Annotated in this window: 23 protein-coding genes and 2 tRNA genes; 15 read left to right on the top strand and 10 right to left on the bottom strand. The window is 53.5% G+C overall.

From position 1 onward, the window contains the following. The first annotated feature begins 12 nt into the window (after positions 1-12). Together tsaD and SIB74_RS01965 are read left to right on the top strand one after the other, a co-directional pair. A complete protein-coding gene (tsaD, locus tag SIB74_RS01960; protein ID WP_063396408.1) occupies positions 13-1,083 on the top strand; it encodes a tRNA (adenosine(37)-N6)-threonylcarbamoyltransferase complex transferase subunit TsaD in 1,071 nt (356 codons plus the stop codon). 37 nt (positions 1,084-1,120) lie between these two features. Further along, positions 1,121-1,324, top strand: a complete 204-nt coding sequence (locus tag SIB74_RS01965; RefSeq protein ID WP_036914977.1) for a high light inducible protein — start codon at positions 1,121-1,123, stop codon at positions 1,322-1,324. 7 nt (positions 1,325-1,331) lie between these two features. Here SIB74_RS01965 and SIB74_RS01970 read toward each other — a convergent pair whose 3' ends face one another. After that, positions 1,332-2,519 carry a type IV pilus twitching motility protein PilT gene (locus SIB74_RS01970; protein ID WP_063396198.1) on the bottom strand — a complete coding sequence of 396 codons (1,188 nt, stop codon included), beginning with the start codon at positions 2,517-2,519 and terminating at the stop codon, positions 1,332-1,334. 116 nt (positions 2,520-2,635) lie between these two features. Here SIB74_RS01970 and wecB point away from each other — a divergent pair, with 116 nt between their 5' ends. Genes wecB through SIB74_RS01990 form a run of 4 tightly spaced genes read left to right on the top strand, consistent with a single transcriptional unit; the run spans position 2,636 to position 5,819 of the window. Beyond that, positions 2,636-3,748, top strand: coding sequence for a non-hydrolyzing UDP-N-acetylglucosamine 2-epimerase (gene wecB, locus SIB74_RS01975; protein WP_063396197.1), 1,113 nt, complete (start codon positions 2,636-2,638; stop codon positions 3,746-3,748). Continuing rightward, entirely contained in the window at positions 3,672-4,319 is a 648-nt protein-coding gene (locus SIB74_RS01980) for a DUF1643 domain-containing protein (RefSeq protein ID WP_063396196.1), read from the top strand. Before wecB ends, SIB74_RS01980 begins: the two co-directional genes overlap by 77 nt. Next, positions 4,319-4,564 (top strand): hypothetical protein, encoded by a 246-nt coding sequence (locus SIB74_RS01985; protein WP_011130678.1) that lies wholly within the window; start codon positions 4,319-4,321, stop codon positions 4,562-4,564. Before SIB74_RS01980 ends, SIB74_RS01985 begins: the two co-directional genes overlap by 1 nt. Beyond that, entirely contained in the window at positions 4,554-5,819 is a 1,266-nt protein-coding gene (locus SIB74_RS01990; protein ID WP_063396195.1) for a cation:proton antiporter, read from the top strand. The genes SIB74_RS01985 and SIB74_RS01990 overlap by 11 nt, the downstream gene beginning before the upstream one ends. Here SIB74_RS01990 and gltX read toward each other — a convergent pair. The 5 genes from gltX to rplS all read right to left on the bottom strand — a co-directional run bounded on the left by gltX (position 5,769) and on the right by rplS (position 8,419). Then, positions 5,769-7,199, bottom strand: coding sequence for a glutamate--tRNA ligase (gene gltX, locus SIB74_RS01995; protein ID WP_063396194.1), 1,431 nt, complete (start codon positions 7,197-7,199; stop codon positions 5,769-5,771). The genes SIB74_RS01990 and gltX overlap by 51 nt on opposite strands. Positions 7,200-7,226: 27 nt before the next feature. Further along, positions 7,227-7,300 (bottom strand) — tRNA-Asp (locus SIB74_RS02000). 281 nt (positions 7,301-7,581) lie between these two features. Next, entirely contained in the window at positions 7,582-7,770 is a 189-nt protein-coding gene (locus SIB74_RS02005; protein ID WP_006043540.1) for a hyperconserved protein Hcp, read from the bottom strand. Between the two features lie 36 nt (positions 7,771-7,806). Continuing rightward, positions 7,807-7,879, bottom strand: a tRNA-Trp gene (locus SIB74_RS02010). A 63-nt stretch (positions 7,880-7,942) separates the two neighbouring features. Further along, positions 7,943-8,419, bottom strand: a complete 477-nt coding sequence (gene rplS / locus SIB74_RS02015) for a 50S ribosomal protein L19 (RefSeq protein WP_063396193.1) — start codon at positions 8,417-8,419, stop codon at positions 7,943-7,945. Between the two features lie 539 nt (positions 8,420-8,958). Between rplS and map the strand changes: the two genes are divergently transcribed. Then, on the top strand, positions 8,959-9,798 hold the full coding sequence (gene map / locus SIB74_RS02020; RefSeq protein ID WP_063396191.1) for a type I methionyl aminopeptidase: 840 nt from the start codon (positions 8,959-8,961) through the stop codon (positions 9,796-9,798). A 16-nt stretch (positions 9,799-9,814) separates the two neighbouring features. Here the strand turns inward: map and SIB74_RS02025 are convergent, their stop codons facing one another. After that, on the bottom strand, positions 9,815-10,585 hold the full coding sequence (locus tag SIB74_RS02025; protein WP_063396190.1) for an SDR family oxidoreductase: 771 nt from the start codon (positions 10,583-10,585) through the stop codon (positions 9,815-9,817). Between the two features lie 30 nt (positions 10,586-10,615). Here SIB74_RS02025 and ebsA point away from each other — a divergent pair, with 30 nt between their 5' ends. Genes ebsA through SIB74_RS02040 form a run of 3 tightly spaced genes read left to right on the top strand, consistent with a single transcriptional unit; the run spans position 10,616 to position 12,673 of the window. Then, positions 10,616-10,990, top strand: a complete 375-nt coding sequence (ebsA, locus tag SIB74_RS02030) for a type IV pilus biogenesis protein EbsA (RefSeq protein ID WP_082818490.1) — start codon at positions 10,616-10,618, stop codon at positions 10,988-10,990. 32 nt (positions 10,991-11,022) lie between these two features. Next, the gene (locus tag SIB74_RS02035) at positions 11,023-12,123 is read left to right on the top strand and encodes a phosphotransacetylase family protein (protein ID WP_063396188.1); all 1,101 of its coding nucleotides are present in this window, start codon (positions 11,023-11,025) and stop codon (positions 12,121-12,123) included. A 31-nt stretch (positions 12,124-12,154) separates the two neighbouring features. Beyond that, a complete protein-coding gene (locus SIB74_RS02040) occupies positions 12,155-12,673 on the top strand; it encodes a DNA recombination-mediator protein A (RefSeq protein ID WP_041374719.1) in 519 nt (172 codons plus the stop codon). A 2-nt stretch (positions 12,674-12,675) separates the two neighbouring features. Here SIB74_RS02040 and SIB74_RS02045 read toward each other — a convergent pair whose 3' ends face one another. After that, entirely contained in the window at positions 12,676-13,119 is a 444-nt protein-coding gene (locus SIB74_RS02045; protein ID WP_063396187.1) for an NfeD family protein, read from the bottom strand. A gap of 112 nt (positions 13,120-13,231) precedes the next feature. Here SIB74_RS02045 and SIB74_RS02050 point away from each other — a divergent pair, with 112 nt between their 5' ends. The 4 genes from SIB74_RS02050 (at position 13,232) to SIB74_RS02065 (ending at position 17,661) form a co-directional block, all read left to right on the top strand. Further along, complete coding sequence (locus SIB74_RS02050; protein WP_063396186.1) at positions 13,232-14,146, top strand: SPFH domain-containing protein; 915 nt, start codon at positions 13,232-13,234, stop codon at positions 14,144-14,146. Between the two features lie 798 nt (positions 14,147-14,944). Next, on the top strand, positions 14,945-15,229 hold the full coding sequence (locus SIB74_RS02055; RefSeq protein WP_063396185.1) for a hypothetical protein: 285 nt from the start codon (positions 14,945-14,947) through the stop codon (positions 15,227-15,229). Positions 15,230-15,318: 89 nt separating this feature from the next. Further along, entirely contained in the window at positions 15,319-15,813 is a 495-nt protein-coding gene (locus tag SIB74_RS02060; RefSeq protein ID WP_063396407.1) for a YajQ family cyclic di-GMP-binding protein, read from the top strand. A 69-nt stretch (positions 15,814-15,882) separates the two neighbouring features. Continuing rightward, on the top strand, positions 15,883-17,661 hold the full coding sequence (locus SIB74_RS02065) for an amidase (protein WP_063396184.1): 1,779 nt from the start codon (positions 15,883-15,885) through the stop codon (positions 17,659-17,661). Positions 17,662-17,862: 201 nt separating this feature from the next. Here SIB74_RS02065 and hemL read toward each other — a convergent pair whose 3' ends face one another. Further along, positions 17,863-19,164, bottom strand: a complete 1,302-nt coding sequence (gene hemL, locus SIB74_RS02070; RefSeq protein ID WP_231906109.1) for a glutamate-1-semialdehyde 2,1-aminomutase — start codon at positions 19,162-19,164, stop codon at positions 17,863-17,865. A 133-nt stretch (positions 19,165-19,297) separates the two neighbouring features. Between hemL and SIB74_RS02075 the strand changes: the two genes are divergently transcribed. Beyond that, positions 19,298-20,773 (top strand): FAD-linked oxidase C-terminal domain-containing protein, encoded by a 1,476-nt coding sequence (locus tag SIB74_RS02075; protein WP_231906088.1) that lies wholly within the window; start codon positions 19,298-19,300, stop codon positions 20,771-20,773. 54 nt (positions 20,774-20,827) lie between these two features. Here SIB74_RS02075 and xth read toward each other — a convergent pair whose 3' ends face one another. Next, positions 20,828-21,667 carry an exodeoxyribonuclease III gene (gene xth / locus SIB74_RS02080; protein ID WP_063396183.1) on the bottom strand — a complete coding sequence of 280 codons (840 nt, stop codon included), beginning with the start codon at positions 21,665-21,667 and terminating at the stop codon, positions 20,828-20,830.

Raw genomic sequence — 21,667 nt, forward strand, 5'->3', positions numbered from 1 at the left:
CTTCCCACAACCATGCCGACGGTGCTTGCCCTCGAAACAAGTTGTGACGAGTCGGCTGCCGCAGTCCTACATCTAACTAACGGGTGTTTGCAGGTTATCGCTAGCCGAATTGCTTCTCAGGTTGAGAAACATGCCCAGTGGGGAGGCGTGGTGCCGGAAGTGGCCTCTCGTTTGCATGTGGAGGCTCTGCCTCATCTTGTGGAGGAGGTTTTGCAGGAGGCGGGACAGTCGATGGCTCGCTTTGATGCTGTGGCGGCAACGGTGACCCCTGGGTTGGCAGGAGCACTGATGGTGGGATCGGTGACAGGTCGATCTTTGGCTGCTCTCCATGCGCTGCCTTTTTTTGGCATTCATCACCTGGAGGGGCATTTGGCTTCAGTGCGCTTGGCGGAGCATCCTCCACGCCCTCCTTATCTGGTGCTGCTTGTGAGCGGGGGACACACTGAGTTGATTCGGGTTGGGGCAGAGAGTGAGATGGTGCGTCTTGGACGTAGCCATGATGATGCTGCTGGAGAGGCCTTTGATAAAGTTGGTCGTCTGCTTGGCTTGGCCTATCCAGGTGGCCCCGCTATTCAGGCGCTTGCGGCGACTGGCGACTCTGGCAGATTTTCTTTGCCAAAAGGACGGGTCTCTAAGCCTGGTGGTGGATTTCATCCCTACGATTTCTCGTTCAGCGGATTGAAGACCGCCATGCTGCGCCTGGTTCAGGATCTTTCAGAGGCTGGTGAAGATCTGCCCCGCGCAGATCTTGCTGCAAGTTTTGAGCAAGTGGTTGCAGATGTTTTGGTCGAGCGCAGCTTGCTCTGCGCCAATGATCAGGGCCTAAAAACTGTGGTGATGGTTGGAGGAGTCGCTGCTAACCGCCGCCTAAGAGAACTGATGAGGAAATGTGGACAAGAACAGGGGATTGAAGTGCACTCGGCACCGCTTCGATACTGCACGGATAATGCCGCGATGATTGGAGCAGCGGCCCTGCAGCGCTTGGTGTCTGGGGTTAGTGGCAGCTCTCTTGAGTTGGGAGTGGCAGCTCGATGGCCATTGGACAAAACCGAGGATTTGTACCTTTCACCTCCCCCATTTTGAAGAAGCGAATTATCTTGACCTTGTCTGCTATGCAGCGATGGCTTCTGAATCTCCACTTGATTCCAACACCTCTGCGGAACCTGTCAGTAGTGAAGAGCTAAACGCTTGGCGACGAGGCTTCACGCCCCAGGCCGAGATCTGGAATGGTCGTATGGCAATGGCGGGATTGATTATTGGGATCAGCGTGTTGTTGTTGTTCCGTTTAGTGATACCTGCTGACTGCAGAGCCTGGCTGAATTAGGTGTTGTTCAATTCCGCCCACGAATGCTTTGGGCTAGTTCGTTGGGCTTAAAGCTTGCGGCGACTGCCATCTCAGGCTCTACTCGGCCAGTATCCACAAGCTTCAGCAATGATTGATTGGCTGTGATCATGCCATCAAAGCTGCTGCGTTCCATGATCTCCTCAACATCCTCAAGTGCTCCTCTTTGGATGTAGTCCTTGCAAGCATCGGTATTAATCAGGATGTCGTGGTAGGCAGCTCGCTTGTTGTCGGTGGTGCGGATCAATCCTTGGGCAATAACCCCCAGCAGTGATTCTGAAAGGGAGCGACGCATGCTCTCTTGATCTTCTGGGGCATACATGCCCAGGACTCGCTCAATTGTCTTGACTGCCGAGTTGGTATGCAGAGTGCCGAACACCAGGTGCCCCGTTTGGGAGGCCTCAATCGCAGTGGCCAGAGTTTCTTGATTACGGATCTCACCGATCAGGATCACATCTGGGTCTTCTCGTAGGGCTGCTTTCAGGGCGTTGTGGAACTTCAGGGTGTGTTTCCCCAGTTCTCGATGTTTGACGAGGGATTGCTTGCTCTTGTGTACAAACTCCACAGGATCCTCGATGGTGAGGATGTGGCGGGGTTGATTTCTATTGATCCAGTCGATCATGGCCGCCAGGGTGGTGCTTTTCCCTGACCCGGTTGAGCCGGTCACCAAGACAAGTCCTTTCGGCTTGGATGAGAGACCCTTCAGGACATCAGGGAGTTGCAGTTGCTCAAGGGTGAGAATTGTTTGGGGAATGATGCGAAGCACCATCGCTGGCCCTGTGAGGGAATCCAGCAGGTTGATCCGGACTCTTGCGAAGGGAAAGGCATGGGAGCCGTCGAATTCTTTGCTTCTAAAGAACTCATCGATCTGATTTGCGCAGAGGATCTCTTGCAACCAACCCTGAAATCTTTCTGGATCGGTTACAGGCCAATCTGTGCTTTGCATTTCGCCGCGGTCTCGGAAACGAGGCACTTCTCCAACGCCTAGGTGTACATCGGAATGACCTTTTTGATAGGCGATCCGTACGATCTCCTCCAAGTTGGGAGAGACCCCAGGATTGGCTTCAGCGAATGGAGTTAATCCCTTTGTAGATGATGTTGGTATCGGTGCCGCCGACTGAGAGGCTGACTTTGGTGCTTGAGGGGGGAAGTTGGGCGGAAAGACCGGTTGACTCACGAGGGGGGATGGTGGCCGCTCTCTTCAGCTTCGTCGCGGCGAAGCTCTTGGCAAGTCCGTGCGCACTTTTGGTGATCAGCAAGCACTCTTAGGATCCGTTCAAGATTGCTTCTGTTATGGCTGGCTTGCCCCGCGTCACGATCGTGCTGGGCACCCGTCCAGAGGCGATCAAGTTGGCACCGGTTATCCAGGCGTTTCAGGCCTGTGACGCTTTGACGACTCGAGTTGTGCTTACTGGCCAGCACCGCGAGATGGTTGCTCAGGTCATGGATCTATTTGGTCTTTCAGCCAATCATGATCTCGATCTGATGGCCCCTCTGCAGACCCTCACTCACGTCACCTGTGCAGCATTGCAAGGCCTCAAGGATGAATTCAAGGCCTACCCTCCCCAGCTGGTGCTTGTCCAGGGAGATACCACCACAGCATTTGCAGCTGCCCTTGCTGCTTTTTATGAGCAGATTCCGGTTGGTCATGTTGAGGCTGGTTTGCGCACAGACAACTTGTTGGATCCGTTCCCTGAAGAGGCAAACCGGCGCCTGATTTCTCAGATCTCCCAGCTTCACTTCGCTCCAACGCCTCGCTCTCAGGCCAATTTGACCAGTTCAGGGGTTGTTGGTCAGATCTTTGTTACGGGCAACACAGTGATTGATGCTCTTTTGTTGATGGCTGAGCAGGCGCCGCCTATCGAATTTGATGGTCTCGATTGGGCGCATCAGCGCGTCATTTTGGCCACCGTGCATCGACGGGAGAATTGGGGAGATCGGCTTCAAGACATTGCCGAGGGCATGAGAAGGGTTCTTGACCTTCATCCCGACACGGCTTTACTTCTGCCTTTGCATCGCAATCCAACCGTGCGAGAACCAATGCAGGTACTTTTGGGGAACCATCCGAGGGTGGTACTCACCGAGCCTCTCGATTACGACAGTTTGGTTGCTGCGATGAGGGCCTGCACGCTTCTGCTCACAGATTCTGGTGGGCTCCAAGAAGAAGCTCCTGCGCTGGGTAAGCCAGTTTTGGTTTTGAGACGGACCACCGAACGACCAGAGGCCGTTGAAGCGGGTACGGCCAAGCTGGTTGGTACCGATCCGGAGATGATCGTGACTGAGACAGCTTCCTTGCTTGATGATTCAAGCGCCTACGAGGCGATGGCACGTGCTGTCAATCCCTTCGGCGACGGCAAGGCCAGCGGTCGCATTCTTGAGGCAAGTTGTGCATTCCTGGGCGTCTGAGGCTGCCTTTAGTTCTTGCGGTCACTACCGCTGGTGGTTGAAGCGCAGCCTTGGGCAATGCGAGCGCACGTTGCTTTTCATTGGCTTGAATCCCTCCACGGCTACAGCGTCAGAGGATGATCCAACCTTGCGGCGGTTGCTGGGGTTTTGCCGCTCCTGGGGTTATGGACACCTTCTTGTTGTGAATCTATTTGCGCGGATCAGTCAATCCCCAGCGCTGCTTAGGCACTGTGCTGATCCGATTGGTGATGTAAATGATGATCAGCTTTTGACTCGGGCATGCCAGTGGTCTGAGAGCCCTAATTGGGACCTTTGGTTTGGTTGGGGGTGCGGTGGAGCTTGGCGTCGACGTGATCTTGCCGTCCAGGCTTTGTTGGAGCCTCATCGCCAGAACCGCATCAGGAACATTCCTGATGCTCGCGGCCCTCTCTCGCTTGGTTTGACGCGTGAGGGGCAACCCTGCCATCCCCTTTACATGCCTGGCAAAGAGGTCCTTCGACCATTCAATTGGGCAATTGGGGCAACTATCGGCCATCCTGAGTCGATGGACCTTGGCATTACGGTTCACTGATGACACGCACCCCACGCCGCTATGCGGTGTATCTCCATCTCTCCGGGGGGCAGACCGAAGAGGTTCATTTTCCTACTCTTGAGACGTTTCAGCAGTGGTATCAGGGAATCGTCAACGCTTCAGGCAGTGGGGGGTTCGTGAACGTACCGCTTAGCGAGCTCGATGGCGAGTATCTGGTGGTGCGTCCAGAGGCTGTGATCGGTGTGAGAGTGGAACCTCAGTTCGCAGCCCTCGATGACACCTGAGCGGTTAGGCCTGCTTTGGGGGATCACCGTCTTTGCAGGTGCCGGAGCTCGGCTTTTGTCTGCTCTCTCTGGCCTTCCTGGTGTGGTGCTGTTGTTGCTATCTGGCCTGCTGATTGGTCGATCGGGCCTTGGTTTGGTTGAACCGCTGGATCTTGGTCAAGGACTTGAGACGATCGTTGGTCTGCTGGTGAGCCTTGTGCTCTTTGACGGGGGTCTCAATCTGCGCCTCCCTGGCGACACCATCAAGTCAACTGTGCTGCGAATCTTGCTGATCCGACTAGTGATTTCACTGGCCGCGGGTCTGTTGGCGGCGCATTGGCTGGCTGGTTTGGGTTGGTCAGTGGCAGCGGTTTACAGCGCCATCGTGCTGGCTACTGGTCCGACTGTTGTGACCCCGTTGGTGCAGCAGATCCGTTTAGCTTCTCCTCTGGGGGATGTCCTTGAGGCAGAGGGATTGGTGCTTGAGCCAGTGGGTGCTGTGCTGGCCTTGCTTTTGCTGGAGTTATTGCTGGGCGATTTGCATGGTTGGCGGGAGGTTGCCTTCGGGCTGCTGGCCCGCCTGGGTGGAGGAGTGTTGATGGGGGCTGCTGCTGGTTGGCTTCTGTCAGAGGGATTGCGACGTTTAAAACCGGACCCTTCGGTAGGGCTGAGGTTGCAGCTCACCTTGGGTGTGTTGTTCCTCTTGTACGCAGTTTGTGAATGGTTGTTGCCGGAGTCGGGCTTGCCGGCTTCTGTAGCAGCGGGGGTGGTGGTCGGTCGCAGGCCTGTTACTCAATCCGATCAGCTCGATGAGTTGATCCGGGAGCTGGCCCGTCTTGCCATCACAATGTTATTTCCCCTTTTGGCTGCTGATGTCTCTTGGGGTGAGCTAAGTCCGCTTGGCTGGGGGGGGGTCAGTTGTGTGCTCGTACTGATGTTGGTTGTGCGTCCTGTTGCTGTCAGCCTGGCGACGATTGCCTTGCCTCTTGATTTCAGGCAGCGATTGTTTCTTGGTTGGCTTGCACCACGTGGGATTGTTACGGCCGCAGTGGCCTCTTTGTTTGCGATTCGCCTTGAGCAGGCTGGGATTTTAGGAGCTGGTCGGTTGCAAGGTTTGGTCTTTCTCACCATCCTGATGACGGTTGGCATTCAAGGCCTCACGGCCCAGCCGCTGGCCAAGGCCCTGGGTTTAATCGCTCCTGAAGATTCAAACGAAGACGACTGCTCAGAGACAACGACGCAGCCTGTTCAAGTCTTGCCCGATCCTGGCCAGTAATCCCCATGTTGTGATTAGGTCTGGCCCTTGCAGGCGGCCTAGAAGCGCAGCCCTGAGGCTTTTCATGATCACACCTTTTTTGACGTTGGCAGCCTGAGCAGCATTCGTTAGCAGTTGTTGTGCTTGCTTGACATCAAAACCGTCCCAGGAAGTGCTATCCAGTTGATCGAGAAGATTGCTAAGGCCTGCCTTGGCTCCTTCCATGGCAAGTTGTTCCAGGCCATCAGCTTGCAGCGTTGGTTCTTCGAAAAAAGGGCGGGCTTGATCGACACCATCCTTGAGCAGTGTCAGCGATGGACCAAGCAGCTCGGCTAGATCCAAACACCAGTTTTCTTCTGGCAGAGCCCAGCCAGCCTCAGACCACAAGGGTTTGAGTTCATGCAACAGTTGATCTTTAGGCAAGTCATGTAGCACTTGAGAGTTGAGCCAGTTGAGTTTGTCCCAGTCAAACTTTGCTCCTGCTTTATTGACTCGGTCAAAACTGAAGACGGTTGCAGCTTGCTGAAGAGTGAACCTTTCGTCAGTCCCTTCGGGGACTGACCAGCCCAACAGGGTCATGTAGTTGGCCATAGCTTCGGCTGTGTATCCCATGGCTTGGAAGTCACTGATCGAGGTCACTCCATCCCGCTTGGAGAGTTTTCGTCCTTCAGAATTGAGAATGAGCGGGGTATGGGCGAATTGAGGTATTGGTAATCCAAGGGCCTCATAGATCAGCAGTTGTTTGGCCGTGTTTGCGATGTGATCTTCGCCGCGGATCACATGCGAGATACTCATGGCGGCGTCATCAACCACCACCACAAGGTTATAGAGCGGGTCGCCAATTTCCTTGGCTGGAGCCCGACGTGAGATCACCATATCGCCGCCCAAATCTGATCCCCTCCAGTGCATTGGACCGCGCACCAGATCCTTCCAACTGATGGCCGCATCATCATCGATACGGAAGCGCACCACGGCACTTCTACCTTCAGATTGGAAGGCGGCTTCTTGCTCGGGATTGAGATCTCGGTGACGGTTGTCGTAGCGAGGGGCCTGGCCCTGGGCCTTTTGTGTTTCTCGCATGGCCTCCAGTTCAGTCTCGCTGGCGTAGCAGCGGTAGGCCAAGTCAAGATCGAGCAGCTTTTGGATTGCTGCGCGATGGTCATCCACATGCTGGCTTTGAATGATGGGCTGTTCATCCCAGTTGAGGCCAAGCCACTTCAGACCTTCGAGGATGTTGGTCGTGAATTCAGGCTTGGATCGTTCTTTGTCGGTGTCCTCGATGCGCAAGAGGAATTCTCCCCCCTGATGACGTGCAAAGAGCCAGTTGAAAACTGCCGTTCTTGCCGTGCCGATGTGAAGTGTGCCTGTTGGACTCGGGGCCAGCCGAACGCGCACCTTCACAATGACTCTCAGGATTAGGAATAAGAACGGGACCGACGGGGTTCGAACCCGCAACTTCCGCCGTGACAGGGCGGTGCTCTAACCAATTGAACTACGGTCCCAGATGAGTTCAGGTCCAGTCGGGAGCTCGCCGCATGGAAGCTGACCTGTGTCGCTTATGCGACCAAGAAAGTATCAACCTCTGCCCTGCCTGCCGTCAACTCGCTGGCGTTTGTCTTGTGATCCATTTGAGGATGGATCGATTCGAATGAAATTGAAGACTTCGGATCTGCTTTTTGGGACGCTTGTTTTCGATGTCGAAATAAAGACATCCCTAGTGGCGTTGAAGGTAAGGAACTCAGATAGAGAGCAAATCGAAAGGTTGGAATCACTGTCCCTCTGATTAGGGACGGAATCCTGCGGGTTCGATTAGGCGTACTTGGTTCCCGCGGGCTGTGAATTCGCGTCCCTGATCGCTTTGCACGACCACACGACCACCAGATTTGACTCGAATGACGCGTGCACGAACCCAACCAAGAGCGGCTGACTCGAGCACTTTGACGACATCACCAGGTTGAAGATCTAACTCCATTCTCGGAACGAGGAAACTGCAGGATGGGCCATCGGACGCGCCGTGGAGGACTTGAACCCCCGACATCAGGTTTTGGAGACCTGCGTTCTACCAACTGAACTAACGGCGCAAGGCGATGGACCCGTCGGCCATCACAGAGGTGATGGCATTTGGATTGAACGAGGCCGAAACCTCAGCGGTCGAAGCGCTGCTTCACGCGGGTGGCCTTACCCACCCGTTCCCGCAGATAGAAAAGCTTCGCTCTTCTCACTTTACCTCGCCGCTCCACCTTGATGGAGGCCACCTGAGGGCTATGCAGCATGAAAACACGCTCGACACCGATGCCTTGGAAGATCCTGCGCACGGTGATGGTTGCATGAATTCCGCCGTGGCGCTTTGCAATAACAACACCCTCATAGGGCTGGATCCGTTCCTTATTGCCTTCACTGATGCGTACTCCTACTCGGACGGTGTCTCCCACGTAGATGTCATTTAAATCACTTTTCTGCTGTGTGGCCTCGAACTCTTGGATCAGGGCGTCAGCGCTGAGCCTGACTTTTGTGGCACTTTTGCTTGTTACATCAGTCACCATGGCTGAGCTGTTCTCAATTGCTGTTGCCGTTTCAGTGTTGTCTTCGCTCATGGAGGTGTCTTTCGAATCCGCCGTCATCCCAGCTCCGGGTTAACTAGCCAAACGACAACTCTACCTGCTGATCATTCTTGCCTTGAGTAGTTTTGCCATTGCTTTGCGCTGAAAGCTCCTCAGTCGATGCTTGGCCATTGCGACGGCTCACAATCTTTTTGGGAATTTCACTTAGTCAGGAAGCCTTCAGCAGCATTCTTGCGCCTGTGATCAGCATCTATAGCAGTCAAAGGGCATGGCGTAGAACCTCCTTTAGCTCAGCGTGGGAGCAGGCCATTCACCTTCGTGCAAGCTGGTCATTCTTAGCCAATGACTTTGTTTATCGGACATCTCTTGCCAGTGACGCAACAGGGGATATTTGCCTCATGAAGTCATCTTGAGATCAGCAAAGAAATCACCACTCATGGACCCAGCAAGCCAGCGATGCGGCTAGCAGGGTTGCTTGAAGCGGTTCATACGCGCCGTTCCTCGTACAAAGATTGATAGCGTGACTAATGGAAAGATGGAAGTCGGGCAGAGCCGATAACCGTTCATTTGATTTTTCATATCAGTTTTTCTTCAGCCCTATGAACCTCTTCGCTGATCTGCTGGCCTCAACTTCAGAGGCGCGCGCAACGGCTACAGGGCCTCGAATTCAACAGCGTCGAGGGGTGGAAATCAAGTCTTCAAGGGAGCTGGCGATCATGCGCAAGGCAAGCAACATCGTGGCCACTGTTCTGCGCGAGATCATGGAGATGGCCGAGCCTGGCCAGACGACTACTGATCTTGACGTTTATGCCGAGCGCAGGATTCGTGAGATGGGCGCAACTCCTAGTTTCAAGGGCTATCACGGCTTCCCTGCCTCGATCTGCGCGAGCATCAACAATGAAGTTGTGCATGGCATTCCAGGTCCTAAGCGAGTGATCAAGTCCGGTGATCTTCTCAAAGTCGACACCGGGGCTTACTACGAGGGATATCACGGTGACAGTTGCATCACCATCTGCGTTGGGGAGGTGCCTGAATCTGGGCGGAAACTTAGTCGCGTGGCCCAAGAATCCTTGATGGCAGGGCTCTCTAAAATTCGAGCCGGCAACACTCTTCTTGATATCGCAGGAGCCGTTGAGGATCATGTCAAGGCTCATGGCTACAGCGTGGTGGAGGATTACACCGGCCACGGTGTGGGCCGCAACTTGCATGAAGAGCCTTCCGTTTTTAACTTCCGCACGGATGACCTGCCCAACATCACTTTGCGTTCAGGGATGACTCTGGCCGTGGAGCCGATACTCAATGCTGGTAGTAAGGCCTGCCGCACACTTAAAGATCGCTGGACTGTTGTGACTCAAGACGGCAGCCTTTCGGCTCAGTGGGAGCACACCATCGTGGTCACCTCTGATGGCTGCGACATCCTCACTGATCGCGGCGACTAATGCTGGAGTTGACTTGTTATTGATTGTCTGTGGATCCACTACCTAACAATCGGGAGTAAATCATTCGCCCTAGTTCGGTCAGGGGCATCAGCAGATACGTGAGAGGGTTGGGGGTGACGATGATCAGATTGAGGCCAAGGTCGGCTTGTTTAACAATTTGGCTGGCTACTAGATCAGCAGACATTAATCCGATTGGATTGAGCTCTGAGCGAAAGGGGCCAAGTACAAGCTTGCGGATTTTGAAGACTTTGCGTTGATTCGAGGTGAGGTTGTTCCAGCGCAGGCTGACCAGCTGACCGATCAACCGCTTGCTGATTTCATAGGTGGGGCTGAGGGCTGGTTGGATTTCAGCTTCTGATGTGTTCACCCATAGCTCGCGGGGGCGTATGGATGGTTCTGCGTTGAGGGCGAGGCTTTCAAAGAGTTCCATTAAGCGCCAGCTGCTCAGAGCATTCACCTCTAAGGCCGCTTTGATGTCTTTCGGTGTCTGACGTCCCTGCGGGTTGATGCCGTGATTGATCACGAGCACGTCAAGGCTCATAAGGGTGCTTTTGAGGGATGCTTCTTGGCTGCATTTCCATTGCACCCATTCCTGGGGTGCATCGTCTGATGGCTCTGCGGAGGGAATCGGTCCATGGGTCAATCCGATCACAACAGCCCCCCGGGAGCGCAGCTTTTGGGTTAGGGCCCTGCCAAGACTTCCACTCGCTCCAGTGATGCCGATGCGGCAGTTTGACCAGCGGTTGTTGAGAGTTGTGATCTGTCCCATTTCTTCAGCTTGGGGCATCCTTTGGTGTGAGCTTCAAGTTGACTGACGTTGCCAATTCCCTCCGAAGCGGCCCAGTTGGCCTTGTTTGCACCCTATTGCGGTGGTCTTTCCAGGCAGGCTGATTTGCAGCGAGCCCTGCGGCTCTTGGCTCAGAGGTCATTGAAAGGAGAGCGACCTCTTCAAGGTGGTCGTGTTCATCGCTTCACTCTTCGTTGGCAGGGAGCTAGGTCGCCACTGGAGCTGTGTTCTTGTCAGTTGTGTTTCCCAGACATCCAAGCTTTGACCTACACCTTTGATGTGTCTACGCATCAACTTGTGGATTGGTTGATGGACTGGCCTGAGTTTGGTGGTCAGGGAGACCTGCCCAATCGATTCTGGAAGTGGCTGCTGTTGGGTTCTGAAGAGTCTGTGGGTGACGCCTAAATTGCTCAGCTATAGGAACACGGAGTCCACTGATGGGCAAGACCTTGCTGATTGGATCTTGTGAGCCATTCAGTGGTAAATCGGCATTGGTTCTTGGTCTCGCTCGCCAGTTGATAGCGGCGAGTCAGCCAATTCGCTTTGGGAAGCCTCTTGCCACGAGTGTGGAATGGGATCCCGCAGTTGCCCCTCTGCCCGAACCTTTAATTGATGATGATGTTCGTTTTGTTGGTGCAACCCTGGGTTTGTCTGAGCATCAGCTGATTCCCTCTTTGCATCTCCTGGCAAAGGCAACGGCTGAACACCGTTTGGCTATGTCTCAAATGGATGCTGGCAAAGGATTCGAGGACCTATGCAAGCAGCTCGATCTTCATGCTCAGGGCCTCACCATTCTTGAAGCAGCGGGTAGCTTGCATGAAGGCCTTCTTTACGGTCTCAGTCTTGGTCAGCTGGCCCATGGCTTGGATGCCCGCGTGGTGCTGGTGCATCTCTGGCAGGACAGCCGCAGCGTCGATGCTTTGTTAGCGGCGAAGGAACAGCTTGGAGATCATCTGCTGGGCATCGTTTTGAATGCGGTCAAACCAGATGAAATTGATGATCTACAAACCAATGTGGTGCCTGCCCTGGAGGCACTTGGACTGGCGGTGTTCGGAGTGATGCCCCATTCGCCACTCTTGCGCAGCGTGACTGTGGGTGAGTTGGTTAGGCGCCTAGGAGCCCGGGTGATCTGTTGCTCTGAGCGACTTGAGCTTCTGGTTGAGACTCTCAGTATTGGCGCCATGAATGTGAATTCCGCCATGGAATTTTTCCGTCGTCGTCGCAACATGGCTGTGGTGACTGGTGCTGACCGCACTGATATTCAGTTGGCGGCCCTCGAGGCTTCGACTCAGTGCTTGATCCTCACCGGTGCAGGGCAACCTTTGCCGCAGTTGATTAGTAGGGCAGAAGAACTTGAGGTTCCTTTACTCAAGGTGGATCACGACACACTGTCTACCGTGGAAGTGATTGAGCAGGCCTTTGGTCATGTGCGACTGCATGAGGCCGTTAAAGCAACCTATTCCTTCCGATTGGTGGAAGAACACTGTGACTTGGACCGTTTGTTTGATGTTCTGGGGTTGGCTATGCAGGGTCGATGACCACTGCTAGCTTCGATCCATCGTCATGGGGATGTCCTTGAGTCAGTCTCTGGATCTCCCTGACCTTGATCGGGTCGATACCCTTGCCCAAGAGCTGGCCCTCTTGCAGGACAAGGGCAAGCGCCGCATTGCCATGCTCGGCAGTCGCCATGTGCCGGTGGTAGCGATTCATCTTGTTGAATTGATGGCGCGCTCCCTTGCTCAAGAGGGTCATTCTCTGATCACCTCCGGTTCACAGGGGGTGAATGCCGCGGTGATCCGTGGGGTATTGGAGGCGGATGCCTCTTGCCTCACTGTGTTGCTTCCCCAGAGCCTTGATCGTCAGGCCCCTGAGATTCGCGATCAGCTTGACTCTGTGCTTCATCTCATCGAAAAACCTGAGCACGATGAGCTGTCGTTACCGATGGCTAGCAGTCTTTGCAATCAGGAGATCATCAGTCGTTGTGATCAATTGATCTGCTTTGCTTTCCATGACAGTGAGACGTTATTGACCAGTTGTCGCAGTGCTGAGGATATGGGCAAGGTTGTGAGTCTTTTGTTCTTTGATTGAGTTCAGCGACGCGGCAGTGGCAGAACCTGTAGTTGTGTGCCTTCACGGCCCATCACTACGACCTGATCGCCGGCGTTTATGGGAGTCTCCAGGTCGATCGAACTGGCGGCCCAGCTTTGCCCATGCCAACGCACACGCCCATCTCCTCCAGCTTGGATTGGCGTTAGAACTTCGGCGATATCCTCGCGTTGGCGAAGCCCACCTGGACTGGGGTTGCGGCGGGCTGACCAACGAGTTAGCCAGAGAGTCCCTAAAACCGTGATCAGCAGGAAGAAGATCATCTGCACAATCAGTGGCATGGGAGTGATTGCAGTCAAAATCGATACCACTAAGGCCCCAAGCGCTGCGAACATCAAGCCATCGAAGCTCGGTTGAGCCAGCTCAATGGCTAGGAGTAGGCCAGCTACGGCGAGCCAGATCAGAGGAATCCAGGTGGGAGAAGGCAAGGGATAGGGCGCAGGGCTTTCTCTATCTACTTTGGAGAAGAGAAAGCTGTTTGGAAGGGCTTTGCCGTGGTTCGTTTACGGACCTAGGTTTTGCCTACATAGGAAGAACATTGTGGAAGCGTTTCTTGGTTTGCCAGCTCTTTTGCTCGTTGCCTTGTTGGGAAGTGGCAGTGTCAAAATTACGAGTGGTGGACGCTCGCGCTTGGTGGAGCGGCTCGGCAAGTTCGATCGTGAACTGCAGCCTGGCCTTTCTTTTGTTCTCCCCATGGTTGAAAAGGTGGTCAGTTACGAGTCGTTGAAGGAGAGAGTTTTGGATATTCCTCCTCAGCAATGCATCACTCGTGACAACGTGTCGATCGAGGTGGATGCGGTGGTGTATTGGCAGCTACTTGAACACTCTCGTGCTTATTACTCGGTGGATAATCTGCAGGCGGCGATGGTGAATCTCGTTCTCACTCAGATCCGAGCCGAGATGGGCAAGCTTGACCTTGACCAGACATTTACCACCCGTTCAGAAGTGAACGAATGCCTTCTTAAGGAGTTGGATGAGGCCACAGATCCCTGGGGGGTCAAAGTCACGCGAGTGGAAATGCGAGACATTGTTCCATCGCGAGGGGTGCAGCAAGCGATGGAACAGCAGATGACAGCAGAGCGGGAAAAACGTGCTGCCATCCTTCGTTCCGAGGGCGAGAAAGAGGCTCAGCTCAATGAGGCTCGTGGTCAGGCTGAAGCCTTGGTATTAGATGCTCGCGCCCAGCAGGAAGCCCTGTTACTAGAAGCTGACGCCCAGGCAAAGCAGCAGTCAACCCTTGCTCGCGCCAAGGCGGAAGCCGCCCTGGAGATTGCTCGGGCTTTGGAGGCCAGCCCCAGAGCGGAGGAGGCTTTGAGGCTTTTATTGGCTAAAGAATGGATGGCTATGGGCGAGCAGATGGCGGCTGCACCAGCAGGAAGTGTCTTGATGGTTGATCCTCAAAGCCCAGCTGCTTTGCTTTCGGCACTCAAGGCTTTTCAGAAATCAGATAGCTGAGTTTGGGATGGCTGTTAGCTAGCTGGTTTAGCTCTCAAGCACTCGGCTAGGTCAGGGTTGTTTTTTGTGAGCGTGCTTGCTGGTTGCCTTGAGTTTTAAGCAGAGCAGCCATCCCTTGCTGCAGGATCTAAATCATGAGAAGCAACAAAAAAACCTTGCTGATGAAGCCGGGCCTTGGGGATGGGACTTTTTCTCCTTATTGGATCGTGAGGGGCCATTCAAGCCTCCCTTTTCGAGAGTTCCCACCATCTCCATATGTAGTAGTTGTTACCCGTCTTAGTGGCAAAAGAAGCCCCATGAGCAGTGTTTTTGCGCATGACAGATCCCTAAATAGTCACTACTGTCTTTGCGTGGCCGGGTGATGGGGATCAATCGGTTCCATGGGAATGGAAACCTCAGGCTGATCACTGGGGGATTCTCTAGCGCTTCAATTGAGTTGGCTGAAGGATGCAAAGCTGTTTTGTTGGGCTTAGTTCTCAGGTTTTCTTATCTCTGGCAGATGTTTTAAACATCGCTCTCAGCAGTAATTCGCTTCGCCTGGATGTTGGCCAAGGAACCGAGAACGACCGGGTGAAAGGTGAGGAGGGAGTTGCCCTAAGTAGGGGCCTGAAAATGCTGAGTTCCTCAACACAAAGGTTCTCGAGGCTGTGTCAATACCGTTAGTGGGTTGATGGTAGAGACCTCTCTGTTTAGAAGCGGACCGTGTATCAGGCAGTGGTGAAGGGATTGATCCACTTCTTGCAATCCCTGGGGCGATCGGAATTCCGCACCGCCAACGCCTCCTTCGCTTGATTTGAGATGGACGACCCAAAGAGAGACCTGGAAAAATTCCAGCAGGAGATTGATGAAGCGCAGGCCAAGGTCCGCAAGGTCAGCGAAGGAGGCTCATCTGTGATCAAGAAGCCCGCGAATTTGGATGTGGTTCTTGTGATTGCATGCGGACTTGGAGTGATTGCAGCTGGTGTTCACTTCGTTGGCCAGATGACCGCGCAGCATCGTTTTGCGTTGATGACTGGGATGGGTGGCGCTGGAATTGGCTTGGTTGCAGGCTTCGCTATCGGGGCAAACCGCAAAGAATCCTGAGTCTTTCGCTCATACGAGCAAGATCAGGCCGAGTTGGACCTGCTCTTGCTGAGATGTTGGGTAGGTTGAGCTCAGAACCGTTTCTAGATATGGCGACCTATTCCTTTGATGTTGTCTCGGACTTTGATCGCCAGGAGTTGGTGAATGCGTTGGATCAGGTCCGTCGGGATGTTGGACAGCGCTACGACCTTAAGGATTCAAATACTGAGATCGAGTTAACAGAGAGCGAAGTGTTGATCACCACTGCCAGCGATATGACTTTGAAGGCGGTGGAGGACGTGCTGCGAGCTAAGGCCACCAAACGAAACCTCTCGCTCAAAATCTTCGATTTTCAGACGCCGGAGGCGGTTGGTGGCAGCCGGGTGAAGCAGGCGGTGAAGCTGCGCAAGGGTTTAAGCCAGGAGATCGCCAAGAAGTTGAGTAAGTCCGTGCGCGATGAGCTCAAGAAGGTGACCGTGGCGATTCAAGGAGAGAGTTTGCGGATTACCGGCAAAAATAAGGATGATCTGCAAGCAGCGATTCAGTTAGTCAAAAGCAAGGAAGATGATTTAGATGTGCCGCTTCAGTTTGAAAATTATCGATAACGGAATGCTCTTGTGAATGTTGCTGTGTGTATAGTAGTGGCAGTAAAATTCTTTGTTTAAGTATTAGACATGAATCATTCGAAGGGGCCGAAGATATTTAACCAAGGCGTAAGTCTTGCGCTTGCTATTAGCATGACTTGTCTTATAGCTGAGAAGTCTATGGCCAACCAGTTTGGCAGTCAGAAATTTGGGATTAAGGAGTCTACAATTGAATCAATTCATGATGCTTTTAAAGAGAGATTGATTGATTGTGAGCAATTAATTCAGAGGTATCTATATCGAATCAAGAAGTATAATTTTAGCCTCGAAAGAGGAGCTCCGCTTAATGCATTTGTTGCACTTAATCCGAATGCAGTCAGGCAGGCAAAGGCTCTGGATAGGCATTTTAAACAAAGCAATAAATTGATTGGCCCTTTGCATTGCATCCCGATTGCTGTTAAAGATAACATTGATACCGTTGACACTCCTTCTACCTCTGGGTCGTTGGCTTTGCTTGGCTCTCAGCCAATCAGTAATGCTTTTTTGGTGAATCAATTACGAGCCGCTGGCGGCATCATTATTGGTAAAGCCGCTATGGATGAATTTGCTTCTGGTGGGGAAGGAATTAGTGGTCGTAGCGGAAGGATTGGCAATGCTTATGACCCTAATCAAAATTCCGGTGGCTCAAGTGGAGGCTCTGCGGTTGCGGTGAGTGCGAACTTTGCTGTGTTGGGGATCGGCACGGACAACAGTGGCTCGGTCAGAGTGCCTGCAGTCTTCAACGGGGTTTATGCCATTCGCCCAAGCACGGGGCTGATTAGTCATTCAGGAATTCTCCCGAGAGGCAACCTGGATGGAGTCGCAGGAGTGATGGCAAGGTCGATTCCTGATCTTGCTCTTGGCCTTGCTGCGATAGCAAGCACATCTGATCCTGATGATCATTTTACGAAACAAGTACCGCGCACAGATTCTTATGCAAATAATTTAAAAACTGCTTCCCTTAATGGAAGGCGAATTGGCGTGATTCGCAGTGTTGCAGGCAATGAGGTCTTTGACTCCACCGACAAGACTTCAATGGCTCTATTCAATCAGGTCAAAGCCAGGCTTGAGAGGAAGGGTGCATCACTTGTTGAAATCAATCTGCCGTTATTCGACACGAACAGAGCCAATAATATGGCGGGCGAGGCGGAAGATATTGATCAATACCTAGGTTCTTTTGCGTCGACCAGAAGGAGCCTTCAGGACATATGCTTGTCTGGTCGCACACGGCTAGGCGAGAAAGCCTGCATAGGCTATATGGAAAGTATTGCGCCAAAGTACAGCGATCGATATGATTCTGCGTTAAAGACTTTTGAGAAGAATAGAAACTATGTAGAGGGATTGATGCGAGAAGATGGCATTGATGCTTTGCTAATGCCACTTAGTTCTTGGCAACCCCCAAGCTATTACGATGATATGTATCGCACAGCCACAACGGAATCGCCGGTTGCGTCAAACTCCGGATTGCCGGCAATTGCTTTGATTGCTGGTTGGACATCGGCAAGTCCAGCGATGCCGATCGGCTTTGAGTTGATTGGTTTTCAATATGGAGAGGGGGATCTAATCGGCCTTGCGCAGGCTTATTCTTCTGGTCTTCCAGGCAGGCCTTTGCCTGAATTAAATGCAGGTAATAATGACTCTCCTTTCGAGGATATTTGTGTTCAAGGAATTAATTACTTTATTACTCAGGCTGGTTGGCATAGTTATAAGCAGTTCCTAAAGGATGCTAATGGTCAGAATATTGAGCCAGCTGCTTACCAAAGGTTTTTTGAGCAGCAAACGCAAAAATTCGCTCAGGCAAATCAACAGTCTGTCCAAGCTTGTGAATAACTGCTCTGCTTATCCAGCTTTTTCCTGTTCTTGAGAGGCTTCTGCTCCGCGAACACAGGCACAATTAGGGCTTGCTAAAAAACGAGAATTGAATTAACTCTCGCTTCTCAACTTTTAGTTCTAGATGTAGCACCTTGGCTTCGGCTCGTTTGTATTTGCGCAGGAGAGCTGTAAGAACAGCTCTCTAGTCTCGTTGTCTGTTTACGCCACTGCTGCAAAACTCTCGCGGAATGCCTTCAGGGTGGTTTCGATGTCTGCTTCGGAATGGGCAAGGGACGTGAAGCCTGCTTCGAAGGCACTTGGGGCTAGGTAGATGCCCCTTTCGAGCATGGCCCGATGCAGCTTGCCGAAGCGTTCGGCATCGGTTGCTTTGGCATCTTCGAAATTCCGTACTGGGCCTTCGCAAAGGAAGAAGCCGAACATCGCACCGATGCTGTTGCCCGTAATGGGAACCTCTGCTGCTTTGGCTGCTTCGAGAATGCCGTTAATTAAGCGCTCCGTAGTGCTTTCTAGGCGCTCATAGGTGCCTTCTTGCTTGAGTAGCCCAAGGGTCTTGATGCCAGCAGTCATGGCCAGCGGGTTGCCACTCAGCGTGCCGGCTTGGTACATGGGGCCTGCGGGGGCCACCATCTCCATGATCTCGGCTCTGCCGCCATAAGCACCAACGGGGAGTCCACCCCCGATCACTTTCCCCATGGTGGTTAGATCAGGCGTGACGCCAAAGCGGGCCTGAGCACCTCCGTAGCTGATGCGGAACCCGCTCATGACTTCATCAAACACAAGCAAGGCTCCGTGTTCACGGGTGAGTTCTCGTAAACCTTCCAGGAAACCAGGCTCTGGAGTAATGAATCCGGCATTTCCTACGACCGGCTCAAGGATCACCCCGCTGATTGCGTCAGGATTCTCGGCAAACAGCTCTTTGACTGCCTCGAGATCGTTGTAGGGCGCAGTGAGGGTGTTACTGGTGGTGCTGCGGGGCACCCCTGGTGAGTCGGGTAGACCGAGAGTTGCCACCCCGGATCCAGCTTTCACCAAAAACATGTCGGCGTGGCCGTGATAGCAGCCTTCGAATTTGATGAGCTTGTCGCGGCCAGTGAATGCGCGCATGAGGCGCAGTACAGACATGCAGGCCTCTGTGCCGCTATTCACAAAACGGACCATCTCGACGCTGGGCACGGCGTCGATCACCATTTCAGCTAGTTGATTCTCTAGCTCACATGGGGCACCAAAGCTTGTGCCCTTTTCAAGCGCATCTTGTAGCGCAGCGATGACTTCTGGGTGGGCATGGCCGCAGATTGCGGGCCCCCAGCTGCCGATGTAGTCGATGAAGCGATTGCCATCGACGTCCCAGGCGTAGGCACCCTTTACGCGGTCAAACACGATCGGTTGGCCGCCTACGGAGCGGAATGCTCGCACTGGAGAACTAACGCCACCAGGCATTAAGCGCTGGGCGGCGCTGAAAATCGCCTGGGAGCGGCTGGTGTTCAAGGCTGAAGCTGTCACAGGGACCGAAGCCAAGTGGCTGATATGAACCGTTCGCCATCTTGACCCAAAACGGTCAGAAGCGGATGAACTGTGTCAGGCCATCCGTTTACTTCTGGGTTTGCTGCCTAGGTTGTTGGACAGATGCGCGGGCATGGTGTCCCACGACTGGACTGCTCTAGACAGGGACTTAAGGCGATTTTTGCCGAAGAAGTCGGTGGTCTCCAAGCGGCAAGAGTTGCTCGTTTATGACTGTGACGGGTTAACCATCGATCGTCATTGTCCTCCTTTGGCAGTGCTGCCCGAGACCACTGAGGAGGTGTCTCAGATCTTGGCTTGTTGTCATCGCCATGGCATCCCTTTTGTCGCTAGGGGTAGTGGTACGGGGCTCTCGGGAGGTGCATTAGTCGAGCAAGAGGCGCTGTTGGTGGTGACCAGTCGCATGCGCAGGATCCTTTCGATGGACCTTGATAACCACACCATTACGGTGCAGCCAGGAGTGATCAATAGTTGGGTGACTCGGGCGGTCGCTGGGGAAGGGTTTTATTACGCCCCTGATCCTTCCAGTCAGGTGGTGTGCAGCATCGGCGGCAATGTGGCCGAGAACTCCGGTGGTGTGCACTGTCTCAAATATGGCGTCACCAGTAATCATGTTCTGGGGCTTGAAGTAGTGCTTGCTGATGGCACGGTGACCCTTCTCGGTGGTGGATTGTCGGAGCATGCGGAGCTCGACCTGCGTGGGGCATTTATTGGCAGCGAAGGCACCCTGGGGATCGCCACAGCGATCACTTTGCGGCTCTTGCGGGCGCCGCAACATGTGACTGTGCTGCTCGCAGATTTCCCCACCATGGAGTCTGCTGGCGAGGCGGTCTGCCAGGTCACCGCCGCCGGAGTTTTACCTGCGGGTATGGAGATCATGGACAACTTCATGATTAATGCAGTCAATGATCTGTTTGGCTTCGACGAATACCCTCGTGATGCCGCGGCTGTGCTGCTGATTGAGCTCGATGGTCAGGCGGCGGAAGTCACTGTGGCCGCAGACCAGGCCAGTGGACTTTGTAGCAAGGCAGGAGCGAGGACCATTCGTCGTGCAGAAGAGGCTGCTGACCGTGCCTTGCTTTGGAAGGGACGCAAGTCAGCATTTGCTGCGGTTGGGCAGATTTCACCCACCTATTACGTGCAGGACGGTGTCGTGCCACGCAGCACTTTGCCGAGGGTGCTGACGGCAATAGAGAGGCTTAGTCGAGAGTATGAGTTGCCGGTGGCCAATGTTTTTCATGCTGGCGATGGCAATTTGCATCCTTTAATCCTCTACAACGCAGACACGCCTGATGTGGAGTCTCGTGTTCGGGATCTGGGGTCAGCCATTCTGCGTGAGTGTCTTGATGTTGGCGGCAGCATCACTGGTGAACATGGGGTTGGGGCTGATAAGCGCTGTTATCTCGATTGGATGTTTGCAGAGGATGATCTGTCCACAATGAAACTGCTACGAAGAGCCTTCGATCCAGATGGACGGGCCAATCCTGACAAAATTTTCCCCACTCCAAAAAGCTGTGGTGAGTCGGCTCGGCGCCAGGTCATCTTGACTTCAGAAGGTCTTGAGATGCCTTCAGAAGCCAAGGCATTCTGACTGCTCCGGAGGTGAATCCTTGACTGCGACTATTGCCTTAAATAGCCATGTCCTTCAATTGCTAAACAGTTCCGACATCTCCTCATCGTCATCAATTGGAGGCCAGTTGAGATCTACGGTTACCGGGGCATGATCACTAGGCTTTTCATGGCCCCTTAGATGTTTGTGAATCACACAGCTTCTGGCCTGACTGAGAAGCTCATCGCATAGGTAGATGTGATCAATACGCCAACCCTGATCACGGTCCCAGGCACCACTTCGATAGTCCCACCAGCTCCAATGGTTGGCATCTGGTTCGAACACGCGGAACACGTCGTGGAGTCGGTCTCCTAAAACCTTTAGAAGAGCCTCTCTTTCAAGCTCGCTAGCCATAATCCCTCCCGTTAGTCGTTCGGGATGATGAATGTCTCTTGCTTCCAAGGCGATATTGAAATCCCCAACGAGGCAGAGGGGTTCATCCCGTTTCGCTTGTGCACTCAAATAGCGGTTTAGGCAGCTCAGCCATTCGAGTTTGTAGGGATATTTCTCTGATTTCAGAGCGGAACCGTTGGGAACGTAGACATTGACGATACGAATGTTGTTAACGAGCGCGCTGATGACGCGCTTTTGCTCTCCCAGTTGCAAGGCTTCGGCATCCTCTGGGAGCTCGCCAGTGAAGCCCCGGCGCACATCTTCGAGAGGTTGACGGCTAACGATTGCAACGCCGTTATAGGCCTTCTGTCCGTGAAAGTGCACTTGATAGCCCTGAGCTTCAAAGACCTCGTGAGGGAAAAGCGGATCATCCACTTTGGTCTCCTGGAGGCAAAGCAGATCGGGTTGGGCATCCTGTAGCCAAGCTTGCACCTGATCGAGGCGGGTGCGAATTGAGTTGACGTTCCAGGTAGCGATCTGCAC

The organism is Prochlorococcus sp. MIT 1306 (assembly GCF_047304515.1).
Taxonomy (GTDB): domain Bacteria; phylum Cyanobacteriota; class Cyanobacteriia; order PCC-6307; family Cyanobiaceae; genus Prochlorococcus; species Prochlorococcus marinus_D.